Consider the following 14779-nt stretch of genomic DNA (forward strand, 5'->3'; position numbering starts at 1 on the left):
ACAGATCACACACCTGATCCTGCTGTCCGGTTTCTCATTGCCCGTCAGCCTGATATGTCTTACGCGTCCCCGTAAGACCTCCGCTGTACTGTTTTGATCACCCAAAACAGCTCAAAGCACTCTTCACAGCCGGGCTCTGTCCGGCTTTTTTTTACTCAGATAAAAGAAAACCCGCGGTTAGCGGGTTTAAGCTTGTACCATCAACCAGACTGGTTTACAGCGCGTTCATCTCTTTGAAACGGGCAACCAGCTCAGCAGGGTACTGTTTCTTGTTACTGTCATTCAGAACGAAAACAACCGTCTGCCCTTCTGGGCCGGTACCGATCTGAGTCAGACGGAAAGCGGCTTCACCGTTCTGACGAACCTCCTGCATATCTTCCAGGGTATTAAACACATACAAACGACCATCTTCTGCACGCATTTCACCGTAAAAATCTTTTGCTGCAGGCAGCTTACCATTGTACATATCAACGCCAGCCAGACCGTCAAGCTTCTTCTTGTCTTCGCTGCGCAGACCAAATACCAGAGATTCACCGTGCGGCCCGGCACCGATAAATACTTTGCGGAAAGAGGTTTCGCCCACTTTCAGGAAGTCCTGATAAACCGCAAAGTCATCAAAAACATAATGCCGGCCTTCATGATCAACTTCATACAGGTCCTGGTTATTCAGAACTGGTGCCTTAACCATCTCCTGTTTAACTTCATTGGACTGGCATGCAGTCAGTGACAGTGTTACACCTGCAATCGCTGCGGCGACAGCGGCTCGTTTCAGAAAGGACATGTTTTCTCCCGGTTTAATATGGATAGCCTGAACCGATCTATCGTCAGACTGAAAATATTCCACCCGAAGGGTAAACAGGAAAAATGACAATCAGGTTGCCGGGTTATTGCTATTTGATGACAACGGTGAAGCCAGCCTCTGTCAGGCTGACTGAATCGGCGGTGTATCTTCTCTGCTGAGCACTTTCACTCAGCTTCATCCAGCAATGAAAAGGAGATAAAAGTGGTAAACAGCCCCAGTCCAATTACCACCGGCGGGGCGGGAATGGCCAGCATCAACAGCCCGGAACCGAGCCAGATACGATACACCCAGCGCAATCGGGCTTTATAGGCTGCCGTGAACTTTCGCCGGAAGAAATGGCTGCTATCGGGGTATTTGACGTGCATCCATTCCGGTAGCATCAGGCGCAGATAGAACCATATTAATTCAAACCCCATAGTGGTACTCCCTTCAAAGCAATCCTTTAAGCTTATCAAAGAATCTGAATTTTGCCCGTCCGGCGGATCACGCTGTGCAATACAGTGAGGTTTATATCAGTAATCGGCTACCCGGTAGAGAATCGCGTCCCGATAACCTGTAACAATACGGATCAATCCGGCAAGCTGATGGTTAAGCTCAGCATCACCACTGTCAACGATCAGGGGGCGGCCTTCCAGCTCTTTAATCTTGCTCTTGGTTGCCACCACCATAATATTTTCACGGCCGATACGCTTGAGCAGCTCGACACTGAGCTGCTGATTACCCCGACCGATAATATGCCCCTGACCACCAATCACGGTGATCACCAGCCGGGTATCGTATCCATCGGTCAGCTCCAGCAGTTGCTGCGCGGTCAGATCGCTGCCGATCAGTTGACCGTTCTCGATCAGATCCACGCCCAGCAGGGTATTGTCCAGCCCCAGATGATCCATAATCGCCTGAACAGTGGAGCCAGACCCCATGATATAGCGCACGTTATCCTGCATGTTTTCAGTGAAGTCGGCGGCGATATCATCCAGCACCAGCTCTTCAACTTCACGACCGCCATTTTTGACATGCTGAAGAAAGCGCCCCTCCTCCGGTACCAGCAGCTCGCCGTAATACTTAGCCCGGACCCGGCCCGCGCGAAACGCCTCTTCGTCGATATCCCGCACCTCCTGATCCGCCAGTGTCACCAGCTCACCCCGCACCAGCATGGCGACGACATCCCCGGCCGCTTTCGGGGTCACCGCGTACACCCCGGAGTGAATTTTGACGCCAGCCGGAATCCCCAGCACCGGGGTAGCATCGCCAATCGCGTGACAGATATTGCGGGCAGTGCCATCACCGCCGGCAAACAGAATCAGATCAACCCCCTGCTTCGCCATCTCCCGGGCCGCACGCTCGGTATCTTCAGCACAGGTGTGACCCGCAGTAATAGTTCCGATCACCCGTGGCTTAAAACCAGCGATACGAGCGCTGTCCTCGCCCATCTCGCCGGGATAGGTAATCAGTTCAATCTCCAGCCCTGCCAGGGGTTCCAGTGCCTGCTGGGTGCGCAGATTGGCTTTTGGTTCGGCCCCCAGTGCCAGCGCTTTCAATGCGGTCGCTTCACCATCACTGCCTTTAAGGCCTACGCTGCCCCCCACACCTGCCAGCGGATTCACAATCAAGCCAAGACGAAACATCTACAACTCCTGTCCGGTCTGATCGAGATTGCCCGTCTCAACCAGAAACTGCTGATAAACAAATGCGGTAATAATCAAACGGGTATCTTCATCCAGATCGAGAAACTTAAAACCATGATTGAGCACACTGCTCGTCTCAGCCGCACTGCTGTGCATATTTCTTAACTCAACCGGCACCAGTAAAACCTGATCGATATCACCGATCTGTAAGCGTGTCGTCAGATAAAAGCGATCTCCCACACTGCCCAGGGCGTAGGGCAACTGCAGACAGACGCCCTCGCGGCTGATATCAACACAGAGCGCATTTACCGGAAGGCCGTCACTCTCCGCCATCTCATCGTAATCATCAATAGAGCAACTGAGACTCACGGGAATCCGGCTGTGCTCCCTGATCCGTCTCAGCTCAATGGTTGCGGGGTATTCCAGCAGCCAGTAACTGAACGGCTGATCGTATTGTTTCAGTATCTTACTGGTGAAGTTGCAGATGCGGTTACCACTGATCAGACGCAGACTGGCGAGATTGCCCTCATTTATCAGTGTCGGCACACCACTTTTCGGCGGTGGCGCTGAGATCATAACCCCACCGTTCTCTGCATAGCCCAGCAGTTTAGCGGTATATTTTACCCGGGGAACACGGATCTCTACCCGAACCGGCTCGCCCACCTGCAAACGCAGATCAGCCAGTTTTTTGTCCGTTTGAATGGGTTCCAGTTTCAGCGCCATCAGAGCCTTATCGTGTTGCGGATTATTAAGAAAATATTATACAGATCAGTCAGCTTGCTAAACTAACCCATCAACGCTTATAAATGAAAGTTTTCTCAGCAGACTGCTCAGTCCGGACAAAACCCCACCGCCGTCAACTGCTTTGCAAGCTCAGGTGAGGGCTTGACGCCAGACAACGTTGCCGCGACAAACTCCCGGCGCACCGGGTAGTTTTTCCTTAGCAGATCAAACGCCTGCGGTTGCAGGTCAGTATCCACCAGCGAGTCCATAAAGCGCTGAAAATCGGCCTCTGGCTGATAGATAGCGTGAACGATATCGGTCAGCGTCTCCGATCCATCCAGCTGAATGTCGGGTGCCGACCCGGCACTGGCCAGACAATCCGCCAGCTCAATAGCCGGGGCTATCCCCTGTTGCTGGCAAAACGCCCGATATAGCATCCAGGTGCCGCGAATTTTACCATCGAGGCTATAACCGGCGATATGGGGTGTGCCAATGCGCACCCGTTGTGCCAACTGCGAGTCCACCACTGGTTCCTCCTCCCAGACATCCAGTAACAGTGTCACATCTGAACGCCCCCGGTGCCAGTTGAGCAGCGCCTTATTGTCGATGACCGGTCCCCGTCCGGCGTTCAGTAATACCGCCCCAGGCTTAATATGTTCGAGATTATCCGCATTCAGCAGATGAAAGCTGGGATGATCTCCTGTTTTAGTCAGTGGCGTATGCAGACAGATAATATCGGCCTGCGCTAATAGCGCAGAAAGCGCGATAAACCCGGTTTCGCCCGCAGCTGCACGGGGAGGATCATTCAATACTAATGTCACCCCCAGATCGGTCAGCCGCTGCTGCAAACGCCGGCCAACATTACCCACCCCGACAATACCAACAACACGCTCTGTCAGCTTAAAGCCCTGTTCTGCGGCAACCAGCAGGAGATTACTGATAACATACTCAGCCACCGCATCGGCATTACAGCCCGGTGCGCTGGAAAAGCCGATGCTATGCGCCTGTAGCCAGTCGGTATCGATATGGTCCGTACCGATAGTCGCGGTTCCGACAAATCTGACCGGGGTATTCTCCAGCAACTGCGGATCTACCCGGGTGACTGAACGCACCAACAGCATGTCAGCGTGTTGCAGATCGCTGTTCTGAATGGTTCTGCCCGGCAACGTATGAATCTCGCCCAGATGGCCAAATAAACGCGCCAGTGCAGGAATATTTTCATCTGCCACGATGTTCAGTCGGGATGGTTTCAATGATCACTCCAAAGGTTATAAAATCAGCTGGTTAAGGGGCGAAACGCCGATTATAATTGCCCGCCTTACGGTTTGACATCATTTCCGGACAAATTTACTCGGGTAGTTTTTTGATTATTCGCTGGCGCAGACAACAGGATTATTTCATTGTCCGACTCTATCAGGATCTGATGGGGGACTGGGTGCTGAGTGAATCCTGGGGCAATACCCTGAATAACAAAGGGTCTGTGCATCACACTATCTTTCACTGTTACCACGAAGCCCGGGCACAGCTCCGGGAGATCAGCCGAAAGCAGAAATCCCTTGGGTTTAAAAAAACCGTTTCCAAAGAGCAGCAGATCGAACTGGATTTCGGTTAACCTGCGCCGGCGCAACAACCCTGTAATTAATTAGACTCAACGGTTGGCATCTGCGCACCGCAGCGATATATTCCTCTCTACATAATACAATAATTTCAAATAATCGTTGCCGACGGTATCACAACACTGGCCGTCAGATATGAGCTAAGAGAGGTCTTATGAGTAAGTTTGATTTTGCCCCGATGCCAGACAAAGAGGGCTATTTCGGTAATTACGGTGGCCAGATTATCCCCCCGGAACTCAAGCAGGTGATGGACGAGATCGATCAGGCTTATGAAGAGATCCGCAACACTGAAGCGTTCCAGAACGAACTGATGCAACTGAATCAGGACTATGTTGGCCGCCCCAGCCCGATCTACCATGCCAAACGTCTGAGTGAAAAACTTGGCGGCGCACAGATCTACCTGAAACGGGAAGATCTGAACCACACCGGTGCCCACAAAATTAACCACTGTCTGGGTGAAGCCCTGCTGGCAAAATTTATGGGTAAAAAGAAAGTGCTGGCGGAAACCGGTGCCGGTCAGCACGGTGTCGCTCTGGCCACTGCCTGCGCCCTGGTGGGCATCCCCTGTGAGATCCATATGGGCCAGGTGGATATCGAGAAAGAGCATCCCAACGTCACCAAGATGAAGATTCTGGGCTGCAAACTGGTACCGGTCACCCGGGGCACCGCCACCCTGAAAGACGCCGTCGATAGCGCCTTCGAAGAGTATCTGAAAAACCCGGCAGAGTTTATCTACGCCATCGGTTCTGTGGTAGGCCCCCACCCCTTCCCGAAAATGGTGCGTGACTTCCAGAGCATTGTCGGCCGTGAAGCCCGTCAACAGTTCAACGACCGGCATGGTAAAAACCCGGACATCATCACCGCCTGTGTCGGTGGTGGCTCCAACGCAATGGGACTGTTTACCGCCTTCCTTGAAGATGAAGATGTGAAGATCGTCGGTGTAGAGCCAGCAGGCAAAGGTCTGGACACCAAAGATCACTCCGCCACCCTGACAAAAGGAACACCGGGCGCAATTCACGGCTTCAAATGCTATGTACTGCAGGATGAAGATGGCGAGCCACTGCCGGTTCACTCCATCGCCTCCGGCCTGGATTACCCGGGCGTCGGCCCACAGCACTGCTATCTGAAAGATATTGAGCGGGTTGAGTATGAATCGGTCACCGACGAAGAGTGTCTCAACGCCTTTATGACCCTGTCTCAGGTAGAGGGGATTATCCCGGCACTGGAAAGCGCCCACGCCGTCGCCTGGGCGATGCGCGAAGCGCCGAAGCTGGGCAAGGATAAGAGCATTCTGATCAACCTGTCCGGCCGGGGCGATAAAGACGCCGATTATGTGGCGGATAAATTGGGGCTTTAAGTACTTAAATAGAGTTCTGAGATAAAGAGTTCTGAGATAAAGAGCTCTGAAATAAAAAGAAAGGATTAGATCTTTTTAATCAATCAGTGACTGATTGGTGATAGATCTGGTCCTTTCTATCCTATAAATAAACCCTTATAGACATTCGCAAGCTGATCGTACCTAAAGCACTCATCAGACTTTTCCAAAGTTACTTGGAAGCCTTGCAATTACTCATCATTGCCAGGACCAAGATTCACCTTAGCTAACCAGCTGTCTAATACGCTTTCCAGCCTTTCAAGCTGTTCTTTATGTTTGATTTTATTTTTAGCTAAACGCTGAATATTATTTAACTTCCAACGCACTGCTGGTAGCTCAGCAGCGGAAGGTTCTTCGAACAAAGACCAGTCTGGCTCTCCGCGCTTAAACGATAACAAAAACATCTTATCCTGCTCTGTCATTTGGGCTTGTAATGAATTCATCATTTCCGCCCTTGAAGCTGATAGCATATCCAGAGCAACAGGTTCACTCGTCATGCCTGAGAATTCAGTTCGATAGGCGTCATCCAGAGGCTTCCAGTTTGGCGCCAGAACCTCATGGATGGGCCTTGGATGACTTAGAACATAAGCCAGAAAACCAATAAATATCTCTCGGGAAATGCCCTCATGGGCTAATAACATCTGCACATCAAACAGATCTCTCGGATGCTGCCGATCCATTGCCGCACACAACTTGCCACCATAAAGATCAGGCAGGCTCACAACCGGAATTTCTGCATAACCAAACTCATCCTCTACCAATGCAACCACTGGAAGCGATACAGGATCATGCAGTGTGCCTCTTGCAACAGGAGAGACTTCAATTTTGATAGTGGCTGTACCACTGGTCACAATAACCCGCAGTTCATCAGGCTTATTGTCCTGAAGCGTTGCAGTCAATACTGGCTGGGCATTAATCTCCGCTTTCATCCTCATCAATGCGGCACGAGCATTTGTCAGAGCGTCATCCCTTATGTCTAAAGGCAGCTAAGCTAAATCAATATCGACAGACAAACGCGGGAAATCTCGGATAAACAGATTGATGGCCGTGCCACCTTTCAAGGCAAAAACATTTTCGCCAGCGACGACTGACAACATCTTTATCACCAGAGACACTTGTTGATAATAAACAGAACTCTTATTAATCATCATGGTGTCCACTGTTACGACTAAACGATACAGGTACCGTGATCTGGTAACGCTCATCATATCTGCCCAGCGATACCACCTGACGTTTTCCTGCACCAAGCGCTATCACGGATTCATCAAGACGCTTCACCCATGGATGATCATAATAATGACTCAGATAGAGGAAGACCCGGTTAGTCTTAACTGAGCGGCTTCGACTTAGAATTGACTGTACTTTTCGAGGACTCAGGCTGACTAACCCCTGGAACAGCTCAGCCGCATGTTCGAAGCTGATATGTTTACCTATAGCATCAACAACCTCGTAAGCCGCCAACTCCGGGCTACTCAACCTTAGCTCCCGGCCATTAACAGAGCGCGTAATAAAATCTTTTTCGACCTGCTCGCTGAGTTTGTGATTGCCACAATACTGCCAGTCCTGACCAAACTCACGAAACCACTTGGGCAAGGCTTGTTTTTCTTTAGTGCCAACCCAAACCGTCTCTGAGTTTATCTGTAAATAGTGACTCAGCCCCTGATGGTTAAGACTGCTCAGACCAGCCAAGTGAACGGGCAGGTGCAGCTGCTGGATGAGCGCTTTCAGCGCCTCGGTCCAATCAGGCTTAGGCTGATCCCCCGGCCCGGGACGATAATAAACACCGGCACCCAGTTTCTTCAGCCAGCCGCTTTCCCAATACTTTTGCGCCAGGGAGTAGCTGATACCATTCTCCGATAGCCATTGCTGCAACACCAGAGAACCAGGAGACGTATTGCTAACCAGCCAGTTTAATTTATATGACATAATCACACCTAAGGTATTAATATAATCATTATAGTAAACCATAGCGCATTAAATAGTTTATTAAAAATAAATTATTCATACTTTAAGTATGACTAAAACCTACAAGCTAAACCAAATAACGTTGTGACAGAGTTAAGCAGGTTTCCGGGTTCAGGCCCTCTTCTTCAGTTGCATCGCCCCGCGCTCGGCTTTGATACGTTCAAGCAGGGCTTTGATACGTTCAAGCAGGGCTTCGGCTGAATTTTTACGACTGATCAGATCTAGGTTCTATGCGCGCCAGTCGGCGGTGAGTTCGCCGCGACAAATTCGACGGGATCGAATTTGGGCAGCCGCAGGCTGGGGCGAAGCCCCGAGTGCATGGATGCACAAGTTTAAGGCTTCGGCTAATTGACGTAGCTTGATCAGCGTGGTGTTGGGGTCTCTGGAAAAAGACCTTTCCGCTGCGTTAGCCAGCTGTTGAAAGATCGGATCATACTCTGCCAGGAAGGCAAAGTTGCTGTGTGGTGTTTCAGGTGTCATCAAAGCCATCGTTCCCTCGAAGCACAGCTGAGTTGCTTAATTATCAGGCGGTTAACCATGATACTACTAAGCTGTGCTCTGAAGGTCAGCAATAATTTGTAGAAACTCAGTACTTTCCTGCTTAATGACTGCACTTAACGCCAGAAGCTCTATCGACGCTATGAGCTATGTAGAAACACGAATATCTTTAAAAATGCTTCACCATCCAGTCGATAAACACTCTTAAAGCTGGTTTCATATGCGAGTGATGGCTGTAGAGCACTGAGAGCGGTAATGAAGGGGGGCGAATGTCGGGCAGAATCTCAACCAGTGTGCCTGCTTCAAGCTGACGCCGGATATGGTATTCCGGTATCTGAATAATCCCCATGCCCGCTTCACAGGCCGCCACATAGGAGTCACCATTGCTCACAGAGATCAGCGCGGGCAGGGTTTGCTGTTGCAGCTGTCCATCCAGCAGAAACTCCAGCGGTTCCACCTCTCCACTGGAGGTCGAGCGGTACTCAACGCATTGATGTCTTTCAAAATCACTGAATCTCTGCGGTAAACCAAACCGATTAAGATAGAGCGGACTGGCGCAGGTGACCTGCCGCAGTGGTGTCAGTGGTCGGGAAATATTCGAAGGGGTATCTGTCAGCGTGCCGATCCTGATGGCACAATCGACCGACTCCTCTACCAGATTGATCACCCGGTCACCGGCACTCAGCAACAACTCAACATCGGGATAGCTGGCGCAAAACTCAGGTAGCCGGGGAATCACTTCCAGACGGGAGAAGCTATTGGGTAGATCCACACGCAGAGGCCCCCGAGGCATAGCGGCTACCTGGGAGAGAAGTTCCTCTGTTTCGCTCACCTGTTCGAGTATGTTGCGACAGCGCTGATAATAAAACCGGCCATCGACGGTAGGATTCACCCGGCGGGTCGTGCGGTGAAGCAACCTGACGCCAAGGCTTTGTTCCAGCTGTTTCAGCATCGATGTTGCCGAAGCCCTGGAGATATTCAGCTCCTTTGCCGCCTGGGTAAAACTGCCGCTATCGACAATGCGGGTAAAAATCTGCATAGCAAACAGTCTGTCCAATTCTCACCCCTTTATGTTTCAACAACAGTCTATTATTCAGCTTTTCCAAACAGTTTATCTCTAAAACCGCTGATTATCTCGATTTATCCAGAATATATACTAGGTATACTAAACAATAATCCACTAAATCGGGATAGCTCCAATCATGCATAAAGATCTCTCATTATCGGCGATTACCGCCGGACTGCTGGCCGTACTGATCTCCTATTCCGGCCCGCTGGTGATTTTCTATCAGGCGGCGCAAAGTGCGGATGTCAGCAACGAAATGATGGCTTCCTGGGTCTGGGCTATCTCTATCGGTGCGGCTGTTTCAGGCATATTCCTGAGCATCTGGTTTAAGGCCCCCATCATTACGGCCTGGTCTGCCCCCGGAACGGCGCTGCTGATTACCCTCTTTCCCGAGCTATCCCTGAATGAAGCCGTTGGCGCTTATATTACAGCCGCGTTTCTGCTTATTCTGCTGGGGTTCTCGGGTTACTTTGACCGCATCATGAGCGCTATCCCCAGAGGGATCGCCCACGGGATGCTGGCCGGAATTCTGTTTCAATTCGGGATTAAAGCATTTCTGGCGATCCAGTTTATGCCTGAGCTGAGTATTCTGATGATCGCCAGCTACCTGATATTCAGACGCCTGCTACCCAAATACTGTCTGTTGTTGCTATTGATCACCGGTCTCGCGGGGGCGATGCTGTTAGGAGAAACCAATCTGCAATCGGTAGAACTAAGCTTCACTTCTCCGGTGTTTATCGCGCCAGAATTCAGCTTTAACGCCACCCTCAGTCTTGCCATTCCGCTGGTCATTGTCAGCCTGAGTGGCCAGTTTCTACCGGGCTTTGCCATTCTCAAAGCCTCAGGGTTCAACACCCCGGCCCGGCCCATATTTATCTGTACCGGTGCCATATCCGTAATTACCGCATTCTTTGGGGGGATCACCACGGTGATTGCTGCGATTACAGCGGCACTCTGCACCGGTAAGGATGCCCATCCAAATCCCGACAAACGATACATCGCAGGCATCTCTAATGGTGTGTTCTATCTGATTGGCGCTACCTTTTCTGGCACTATCATTGCGCTGCTGGCGGCACTGCCGGAACACTTTGTTGAGGTGCTGGCAGGGCTTGCGCTGCTGGGGGCTATCTCCAGTAATCTGCTGGGGGCGGCACAGGAGAGTTCTCACTTTGAAGCTTCGCTGATCACCTTTGTCGTCACCGCGTCAGGGATGAATTATCTGGGCATTGGTGCCGCGTTCTGGGGAGTGATTATCGGCTTGCTAAGCTACGCTGTGTTGTATCAGAAACGGGAAAATATGCAGGCCTGGTTCAGGCGGAGCTGAATACTTATAGCGAGACGCAAAAATTGAATGATTGACAGGCCGTATACGGCCTCCCGTCGATTGGGTTAGCCTGATCGATCCCCTATACTATTTCCATTCATCGTTTAACTCTGTGACTGACGTCGGGACAAGCGATGCACGTTCTATAGCTGTGAAAAAAATGAGAAAAATATAATGAAACAATCAATTCATGAGTATCTCGCCGAGTTCGAAGATATTCCGGGTACCCGGGTGTATACCGCCCAGCGGGGCAGAAAAGGTTACTGGTTAAACCAGTTTTGCATGAGCCTGATGAAACCGGAAAACCGCGAACGTTTTAAAGCCGATGAGCGGGCCTATCTCGACGAGTGGCCGATGACCGAAGCGCAGAAGCAGACCATTCTCGATCGCGACTACAATGCTGCCCTTGATGAGGGCGGCAATATCTACTTTTTAGCGAAAGTGTTTTCAACCGATGGTTTAAGCTTCCTGCAAGCGGTCGGCACCATGACCGGTATGACCCCGGAAGACTACCAGGCAATGATGATCGCCGGTGGTCGCTCTCCTGAAGGCCTGCGTTCAATAAAGGATGGGAATTAATCATGGCACGAATTACAGCAGCCATCGCCAGTAGCCATGTACCCGCCATTGGTGCAGCGATTGATAATGGCAAGACCGAAGATGCCTATTGGAAACCGATTTTCGAAGGTTATGAGTGGACCCAACAGTGGCTCAAAGAAGAGAAGCCCGATGTCGTTATTCTGGTCTATAACGATCATGCCTCCGCCTTCTCGATGGATATTATCCCAACCTTTGCCATTGGCTGTGCTGAAGAGTATCAGTCAGCGGATGAAGGCTGGGGACCAAGGCCGGTACCACCCGTTGTTGGCGAGCCTGATCTGGCCTGGCACATCGCCCAGTCCTGCATCCTGGATGAGTTTGATCTGACCATTATTAACAAAATGGATGTTGACCACGGTCTGACCGTACCGATGTCGCTGATGTTTGGTCAGCCCGACGCCTGGCCGGTCAAAGTAGTACCGATTGCCGTCAACGTGGTGCAATATCCACCACCCACAGGCAACCGTTGCTGGATGCTGGGTGAAGCGATTGCCCGCGCCGTAGAAAGCTTCCCTGAAGACCTCAATGTACAGATCTGGGGCACCGGTGGTATGAGCCATCAGCTACAAGGCCCACGTGCAGGACTGATCAACCAGCCATTCGACAATGCATTTCTCGATGACCTGACCGCCAATCCTCAGCGTCTGCGGGAGATGCCCCACATCGAATATCTGCGCGAAGCAGGCTCTGAAGGTATAGAACTGGTGATGTGGCTGATTATGCGTGGCGCACTGGGAGACCATGTTAAACCGCTGCACCGTCACTATCATGTACCCGGCTCTAACACCGCAGTGGGCCATCTGGTTTTAAAACCGGAATAACCGGTCTTACGATTAACACATCACGTTTGTGTTGTTCTCAGGCCATAGTCGTTATGGCCTGAGCACTTTAGCGTGGTGCTTGTTGCTTTCAATGATGTCGAAACTCACTTAGCTTGAGATAAATGACAGGCATTCTTGCAGAGGATTGTATTGGCACTCTAATTCATGCCAAAACTCGAAAGCCCACAAAAATTTGCGCCGTGAGGTTTGTCCCTCTCCATTGCTTTTGTTAGCGATTTGTTAAGCAAAATTTTCTGAAAAATGCTCGTTAAAATTTTTCACTTCCTTAACGAACATCTCACAATATGCCCAAATAACCAGATCAAACAAACCTTCCGGCAGTTTTTTTTTCTTTAAATAACTAATTAAATAACTGTGCGTCAGATCGTGATATTCCATAAATGCCTTAACCCATCGATCACACTTTATTGCTTCACCACCCATATTTCTTATTACAAATTGACAATTAGCTGGTCCAATATATGGCAATTTCATTTTTCTCAAAGCCATTACATCTGTTTTGTCTAATTTAATGCTCTTATACTTTCCCTGAAACATTAACTTCCTGAAGTCCTTTTCTGAATCAAACGTGGAAACCAATTCTGCTATAGACTGAATAGCGTTCCACTTTTCACGTGCTTTAGGTGGTACTGATTTCCCGTGCATGGAAACGAGAAAAGAACTCCACTCTTTCTTGGAAGAGGAAGAAATATCTTCATAGTTCCATGAAAATCCATTGTCATCTGCTCTCTCTAAGAAAGAACTAGCAGACACGCGACTCATGCCAGATGCCCAAACAGCAAAGATCACTGCCTCGATAAATGACTTTCTCGTGATGATTTTTGGGCGTTCATTCAAATACCAATGTACATCAGGATTTGAAATCCCCCCAATGCGCTTTAAACATTTTTTATATATCGAATATATTGTCATACTATTTATCACCCGGCTTACCAGCAGTTTTTTGATGACGGCTTTTGTGCGTGCTGTTGCAAAAAAAGTGACCGCGAAAATTTGTCCGGTGCAGCCGTTTGTTAGAGAGGGCTACATAGACGACTCCATAAGACCGCAATTTAGACACCTCATGCCACCGTAATTTTCGTTGTAATCCATTCCGCCTCCCCACCCACAAGAAGGACAAAACTCATCTATTTCTGAATCACCCCACTGCCAAGCGCCGAGATATTCCGGCACGCCATCTCGATCATGTGAAACGATTTCAAACGCGTTATCGTTTGTTGCAATGAAACTGCTTATCGAGTGCTGTTTAAGCTCTTCAAATACATCACTTGCATCCAATGCGAACCACTCCCGATGAGTGTTCACTGAAGAATATTTTTGATGCAGCTGTTTTTCCAATGCCCTATCGTTATTCGATTCTATCCATCCCATTAGCTTAAGCGCGTAGGGACTTCCCGTTTGCAACTGCCTAATACGTCTTTGGACATTAATGCTCATCCCAATCTTCACTCTGAGATCGCCATAATTTCCATTTTCGTTCTCAGCTATGAAATAGACAGGCATGTTCAATTCCTTGAGTAGCTCTAATAACGCCCACAACAGGGGCCAAACGAAGCGGAGCCAATTTGTGGTAGAGTGAGCGTAGCGAACCACAAATTTACGGAGCGTAGTTTGGTCCCTTGCTTGTGATTGTTAGGAGCGGCATTACAGTTACTCACTAACCAACAAGCCCCCTTTCGAAAACTTTAAACCAATGCTGCTCAGCAAAAGATTTGTAAGATTTATAAACGCCATAGCAACACCAAGAGACCGCTCTGCATCATATTTATTGCAGGTTTTAGCTTGATGAAGAACTTTATTTCTCAAGACTTGAATGCCTTCCCTTTCTTTCCAGAGAGGAACATCAGCACCCTCACGGCAATAGTTGCTAATTCCACTCTCAAAATGGATATGGTGCTCTAGAATGCCGAAAACTAGTTCCTTAAAGCGATCAATACCTGCTTGCTTAACAAGCACAGTTGAAATTAGCTCAGCTAACGATTCCGTGTGAACAAGTCCATACACGATCGGTTTTAGCAGAACAGATTTTAATAAAACTTCTGTTACCGTTGATGAAAATATTAGCGATGCTGTAGGTTCGCTATCTTGAAGTGACTGAGATTTCTTTAAGAAGGTTATTGCATCTTCTGCCATATGAGCATGGGTTTTATAATATGACGCGAGGCGCTCTGATACAAATTCGGCTATAGCCTGTTCTTTGTGCTCATCATATAGTTCAGCAGCAAGCGAATCTATGAACTCAGAGTATGCTTGTTCCTGTTCTGCCTCATACCAATCCATAGACATAACTATCACTCCTTCGGAAACCGCGTGGGCTTCAAAACTTCTAACATTTTATTATTG

Annotated in this window: 16 protein-coding genes and 1 pseudogene; 5 read left to right on the forward strand and 12 right to left on the reverse strand. The window is 49.4% G+C overall.

Features of this window, described 5'->3' with window-relative positions:
* Positions 1–214: 214 nt before the first annotated feature.
* The 5 genes from OCU43_RS12580 to pdxB all read right to left on the reverse strand — a co-directional run bounded on the left by OCU43_RS12580 (position 215) and on the right by pdxB (position 4403).
* A complete protein-coding gene (locus tag OCU43_RS12580) occupies positions 215–781 on the reverse strand; it encodes a hypothetical protein (RefSeq protein WP_091355684.1) in 567 nt (188 codons plus the stop codon).
* Positions 782–966: 185 nt separating this feature from the next.
* Positions 967–1218, reverse strand: a complete 252-nt coding sequence (locus tag OCU43_RS12585; protein ID WP_091355686.1) for a hypothetical protein — start codon at positions 1216–1218, stop codon at positions 967–969.
* A gap of 96 nt (positions 1219–1314) precedes the next feature.
* The gene (locus OCU43_RS12590) at positions 1315–2427 is read right to left on the reverse strand and encodes an ATP-NAD kinase family protein (protein ID WP_091355689.1); all 1113 of its coding nucleotides are present in this window, start codon (positions 2425–2427) and stop codon (positions 1315–1317) included.
* On the reverse strand, positions 2428–3150 hold the full coding sequence (locus tag OCU43_RS12595) for a flagellar brake protein (RefSeq protein WP_091355692.1): 723 nt from the start codon (positions 3148–3150) through the stop codon (positions 2428–2430).
* Positions 3151–3257: 107 nt separating this feature from the next.
* The gene (gene pdxB, locus OCU43_RS12600; protein ID WP_091355694.1) at positions 3258–4403 is read right to left on the reverse strand and encodes a 4-phosphoerythronate dehydrogenase PdxB; all 1146 of its coding nucleotides are present in this window, start codon (positions 4401–4403) and stop codon (positions 3258–3260) included.
* 110 nt (positions 4404–4513) lie between these two features.
* Here pdxB and OCU43_RS12605 point away from each other — a divergent pair, with 110 nt between their 5' ends.
* Both OCU43_RS12605 and trpB read left to right on the forward strand, forming a co-directional pair.
* Complete coding sequence (locus tag OCU43_RS12605; protein ID WP_139203141.1) at positions 4514–4762, forward strand: hypothetical protein; 249 nt, start codon at positions 4514–4516, stop codon at positions 4760–4762.
* Positions 4763–4920: 158 nt separating this feature from the next.
* Positions 4921–6123 (forward strand): tryptophan synthase subunit beta, encoded by a 1203-nt coding sequence (gene trpB / locus OCU43_RS12610; RefSeq protein WP_091355699.1) that lies wholly within the window; start codon positions 4921–4923, stop codon positions 6121–6123.
* 209 nt (positions 6124–6332) lie between these two features.
* Here trpB and OCU43_RS12615 read toward each other — a convergent pair.
* From OCU43_RS12615 to OCU43_RS12630, 4 genes and pseudogenes are all read right to left on the reverse strand, one after another.
* Positions 6333–7349: pseudogene (locus OCU43_RS12615) on the reverse strand (nucleotidyl transferase AbiEii/AbiGii toxin family protein).
* Positions 7282–8067: a type IV toxin-antitoxin system AbiEi family antitoxin gene (locus tag OCU43_RS12620; RefSeq protein WP_091356248.1), complete on the reverse strand. Its 786-nt coding sequence runs from the start codon at positions 8065–8067 to the stop codon at positions 7282–7284. Before OCU43_RS12620 ends, OCU43_RS12615 begins: the two are co-directional and overlap by 68 nt.
* Before the next feature lie 267 nt (positions 8068–8334).
* Complete coding sequence (locus OCU43_RS12625; RefSeq protein WP_091355702.1) at positions 8335–8595, reverse strand: hypothetical protein; 261 nt, start codon at positions 8593–8595, stop codon at positions 8335–8337.
* Between the two features lie 178 nt (positions 8596–8773).
* A complete protein-coding gene (locus OCU43_RS12630) occupies positions 8774–9661 on the reverse strand; it encodes a LysR family transcriptional regulator (RefSeq protein ID WP_091355705.1) in 888 nt (295 codons plus the stop codon).
* A gap of 145 nt (positions 9662–9806) precedes the next feature.
* On the opposite strand from OCU43_RS12630, the gene OCU43_RS12635 reads away from it, so the two are divergent.
* The 3 genes from OCU43_RS12635 to OCU43_RS12645 all read left to right on the forward strand — a co-directional run bounded on the left by OCU43_RS12635 (position 9807) and on the right by OCU43_RS12645 (position 12415).
* Positions 9807–10994 carry a benzoate/H(+) symporter BenE family transporter gene (locus OCU43_RS12635; protein WP_175483458.1) on the forward strand — a complete coding sequence of 396 codons (1188 nt, stop codon included), beginning with the start codon at positions 9807–9809 and terminating at the stop codon, positions 10992–10994.
* A 174-nt stretch (positions 10995–11168) separates the two neighbouring features.
* Entirely contained in the window at positions 11169–11573 is a 405-nt protein-coding gene (gene ligA, locus OCU43_RS12640) for a protocatechuate 4,5-dioxygenase subunit alpha (RefSeq protein WP_091355712.1), read from the forward strand.
* Positions 11574–11575: 2 nt separating this feature from the next.
* On the forward strand, positions 11576–12415 hold the full coding sequence (locus tag OCU43_RS12645; RefSeq protein WP_091355714.1) for a class III extradiol dioxygenase subunit beta: 840 nt from the start codon (positions 11576–11578) through the stop codon (positions 12413–12415).
* Between the two features lie 240 nt (positions 12416–12655).
* On the opposite strand, the gene OCU43_RS12650 is transcribed toward OCU43_RS12645, so the two are convergent.
* From OCU43_RS12650 to OCU43_RS12660, 3 genes are all read right to left on the reverse strand, one after another.
* Positions 12656–13348, reverse strand: coding sequence for a hypothetical protein (locus tag OCU43_RS12650; protein ID WP_091355716.1), 693 nt, complete (start codon positions 13346–13348; stop codon positions 12656–12658).
* Positions 13349–13459: 111 nt separating this feature from the next.
* Positions 13460–13939 (reverse strand): GIY-YIG nuclease family protein, encoded by a 480-nt coding sequence (locus OCU43_RS12655; RefSeq protein WP_091355719.1) that lies wholly within the window; start codon positions 13937–13939, stop codon positions 13460–13462.
* A 147-nt stretch (positions 13940–14086) separates the two neighbouring features.
* Positions 14087–14722, reverse strand: a complete 636-nt coding sequence (locus OCU43_RS12660) for a hypothetical protein (RefSeq protein WP_091355722.1) — start codon at positions 14720–14722, stop codon at positions 14087–14089.
* Positions 14723–14779: the final 57 nt, after the last annotated feature.

The organism is Amphritea atlantica, assembly GCF_024347255.1.
Taxonomy (GTDB): Bacteria; Pseudomonadota; Gammaproteobacteria; order Pseudomonadales; family Balneatricaceae; genus Amphritea; species Amphritea atlantica.

Excerpts from the sequence above, each read along its gene's own strand:
- OCU43_RS12580 (WP_091355684.1), bottom strand. The coding sequence starts at position 781 with ATGTCCTTTCTGAAACGAGCCGCTGTCGCCGCAGCGATTGCAGGTGTA.
- OCU43_RS12585 (WP_091355686.1), bottom strand. The coding sequence starts at position 1,218 with ATGGGGTTTGAATTAATATGGTTCTATCTGCGCCTGATGCTACCGGAA.
- OCU43_RS12590 (WP_091355689.1), bottom strand. The coding sequence starts at position 2,427 with ATGTTTCGTCTTGGCTTGATTGTGAATCCGCTGGCAGGTGTGGGGGGC.
- OCU43_RS12595 (WP_091355692.1), bottom strand. The coding sequence starts at position 3,150 with ATGGCGCTGAAACTGGAACCCATTCAAACGGACAAAAAACTGGCTGAT.
- trpB (WP_091355699.1), top strand. The coding sequence starts at position 4,921 with ATGAGTAAGTTTGATTTTGCCCCGATGCCAGACAAAGAGGGCTATTTC.
- OCU43_RS12620 (WP_091356248.1), bottom strand. The coding sequence starts at position 8,067 with ATGTCATATAAATTAAACTGGCTGGTTAGCAATACGTCTCCTGGTTCT.
- OCU43_RS12625 (WP_091355702.1), bottom strand. The coding sequence starts at position 8,595 with ATGGCTTTGATGACACCTGAAACACCACACAGCAACTTTGCCTTCCTG.
- OCU43_RS12635 (WP_175483458.1), top strand. The coding sequence starts at position 9,807 with ATGCATAAAGATCTCTCATTATCGGCGATTACCGCCGGACTGCTGGCC.
- ligA (WP_091355712.1), top strand. The coding sequence starts at position 11,169 with ATGAAACAATCAATTCATGAGTATCTCGCCGAGTTCGAAGATATTCCG.
- OCU43_RS12645 (WP_091355714.1), top strand. The coding sequence starts at position 11,576 with ATGGCACGAATTACAGCAGCCATCGCCAGTAGCCATGTACCCGCCATT.
- OCU43_RS12650 (WP_091355716.1), bottom strand. The coding sequence starts at position 13,348 with ATGACAATATATTCGATATATAAAAAATGTTTAAAGCGCATTGGGGGG.
- OCU43_RS12655 (WP_091355719.1), bottom strand. The coding sequence starts at position 13,939 with ATGCCTGTCTATTTCATAGCTGAGAACGAAAATGGAAATTATGGCGAT.
- OCU43_RS12660 (WP_091355722.1), bottom strand. The coding sequence starts at position 14,722 with ATGTCTATGGATTGGTATGAGGCAGAACAGGAACAAGCATACTCTGAG.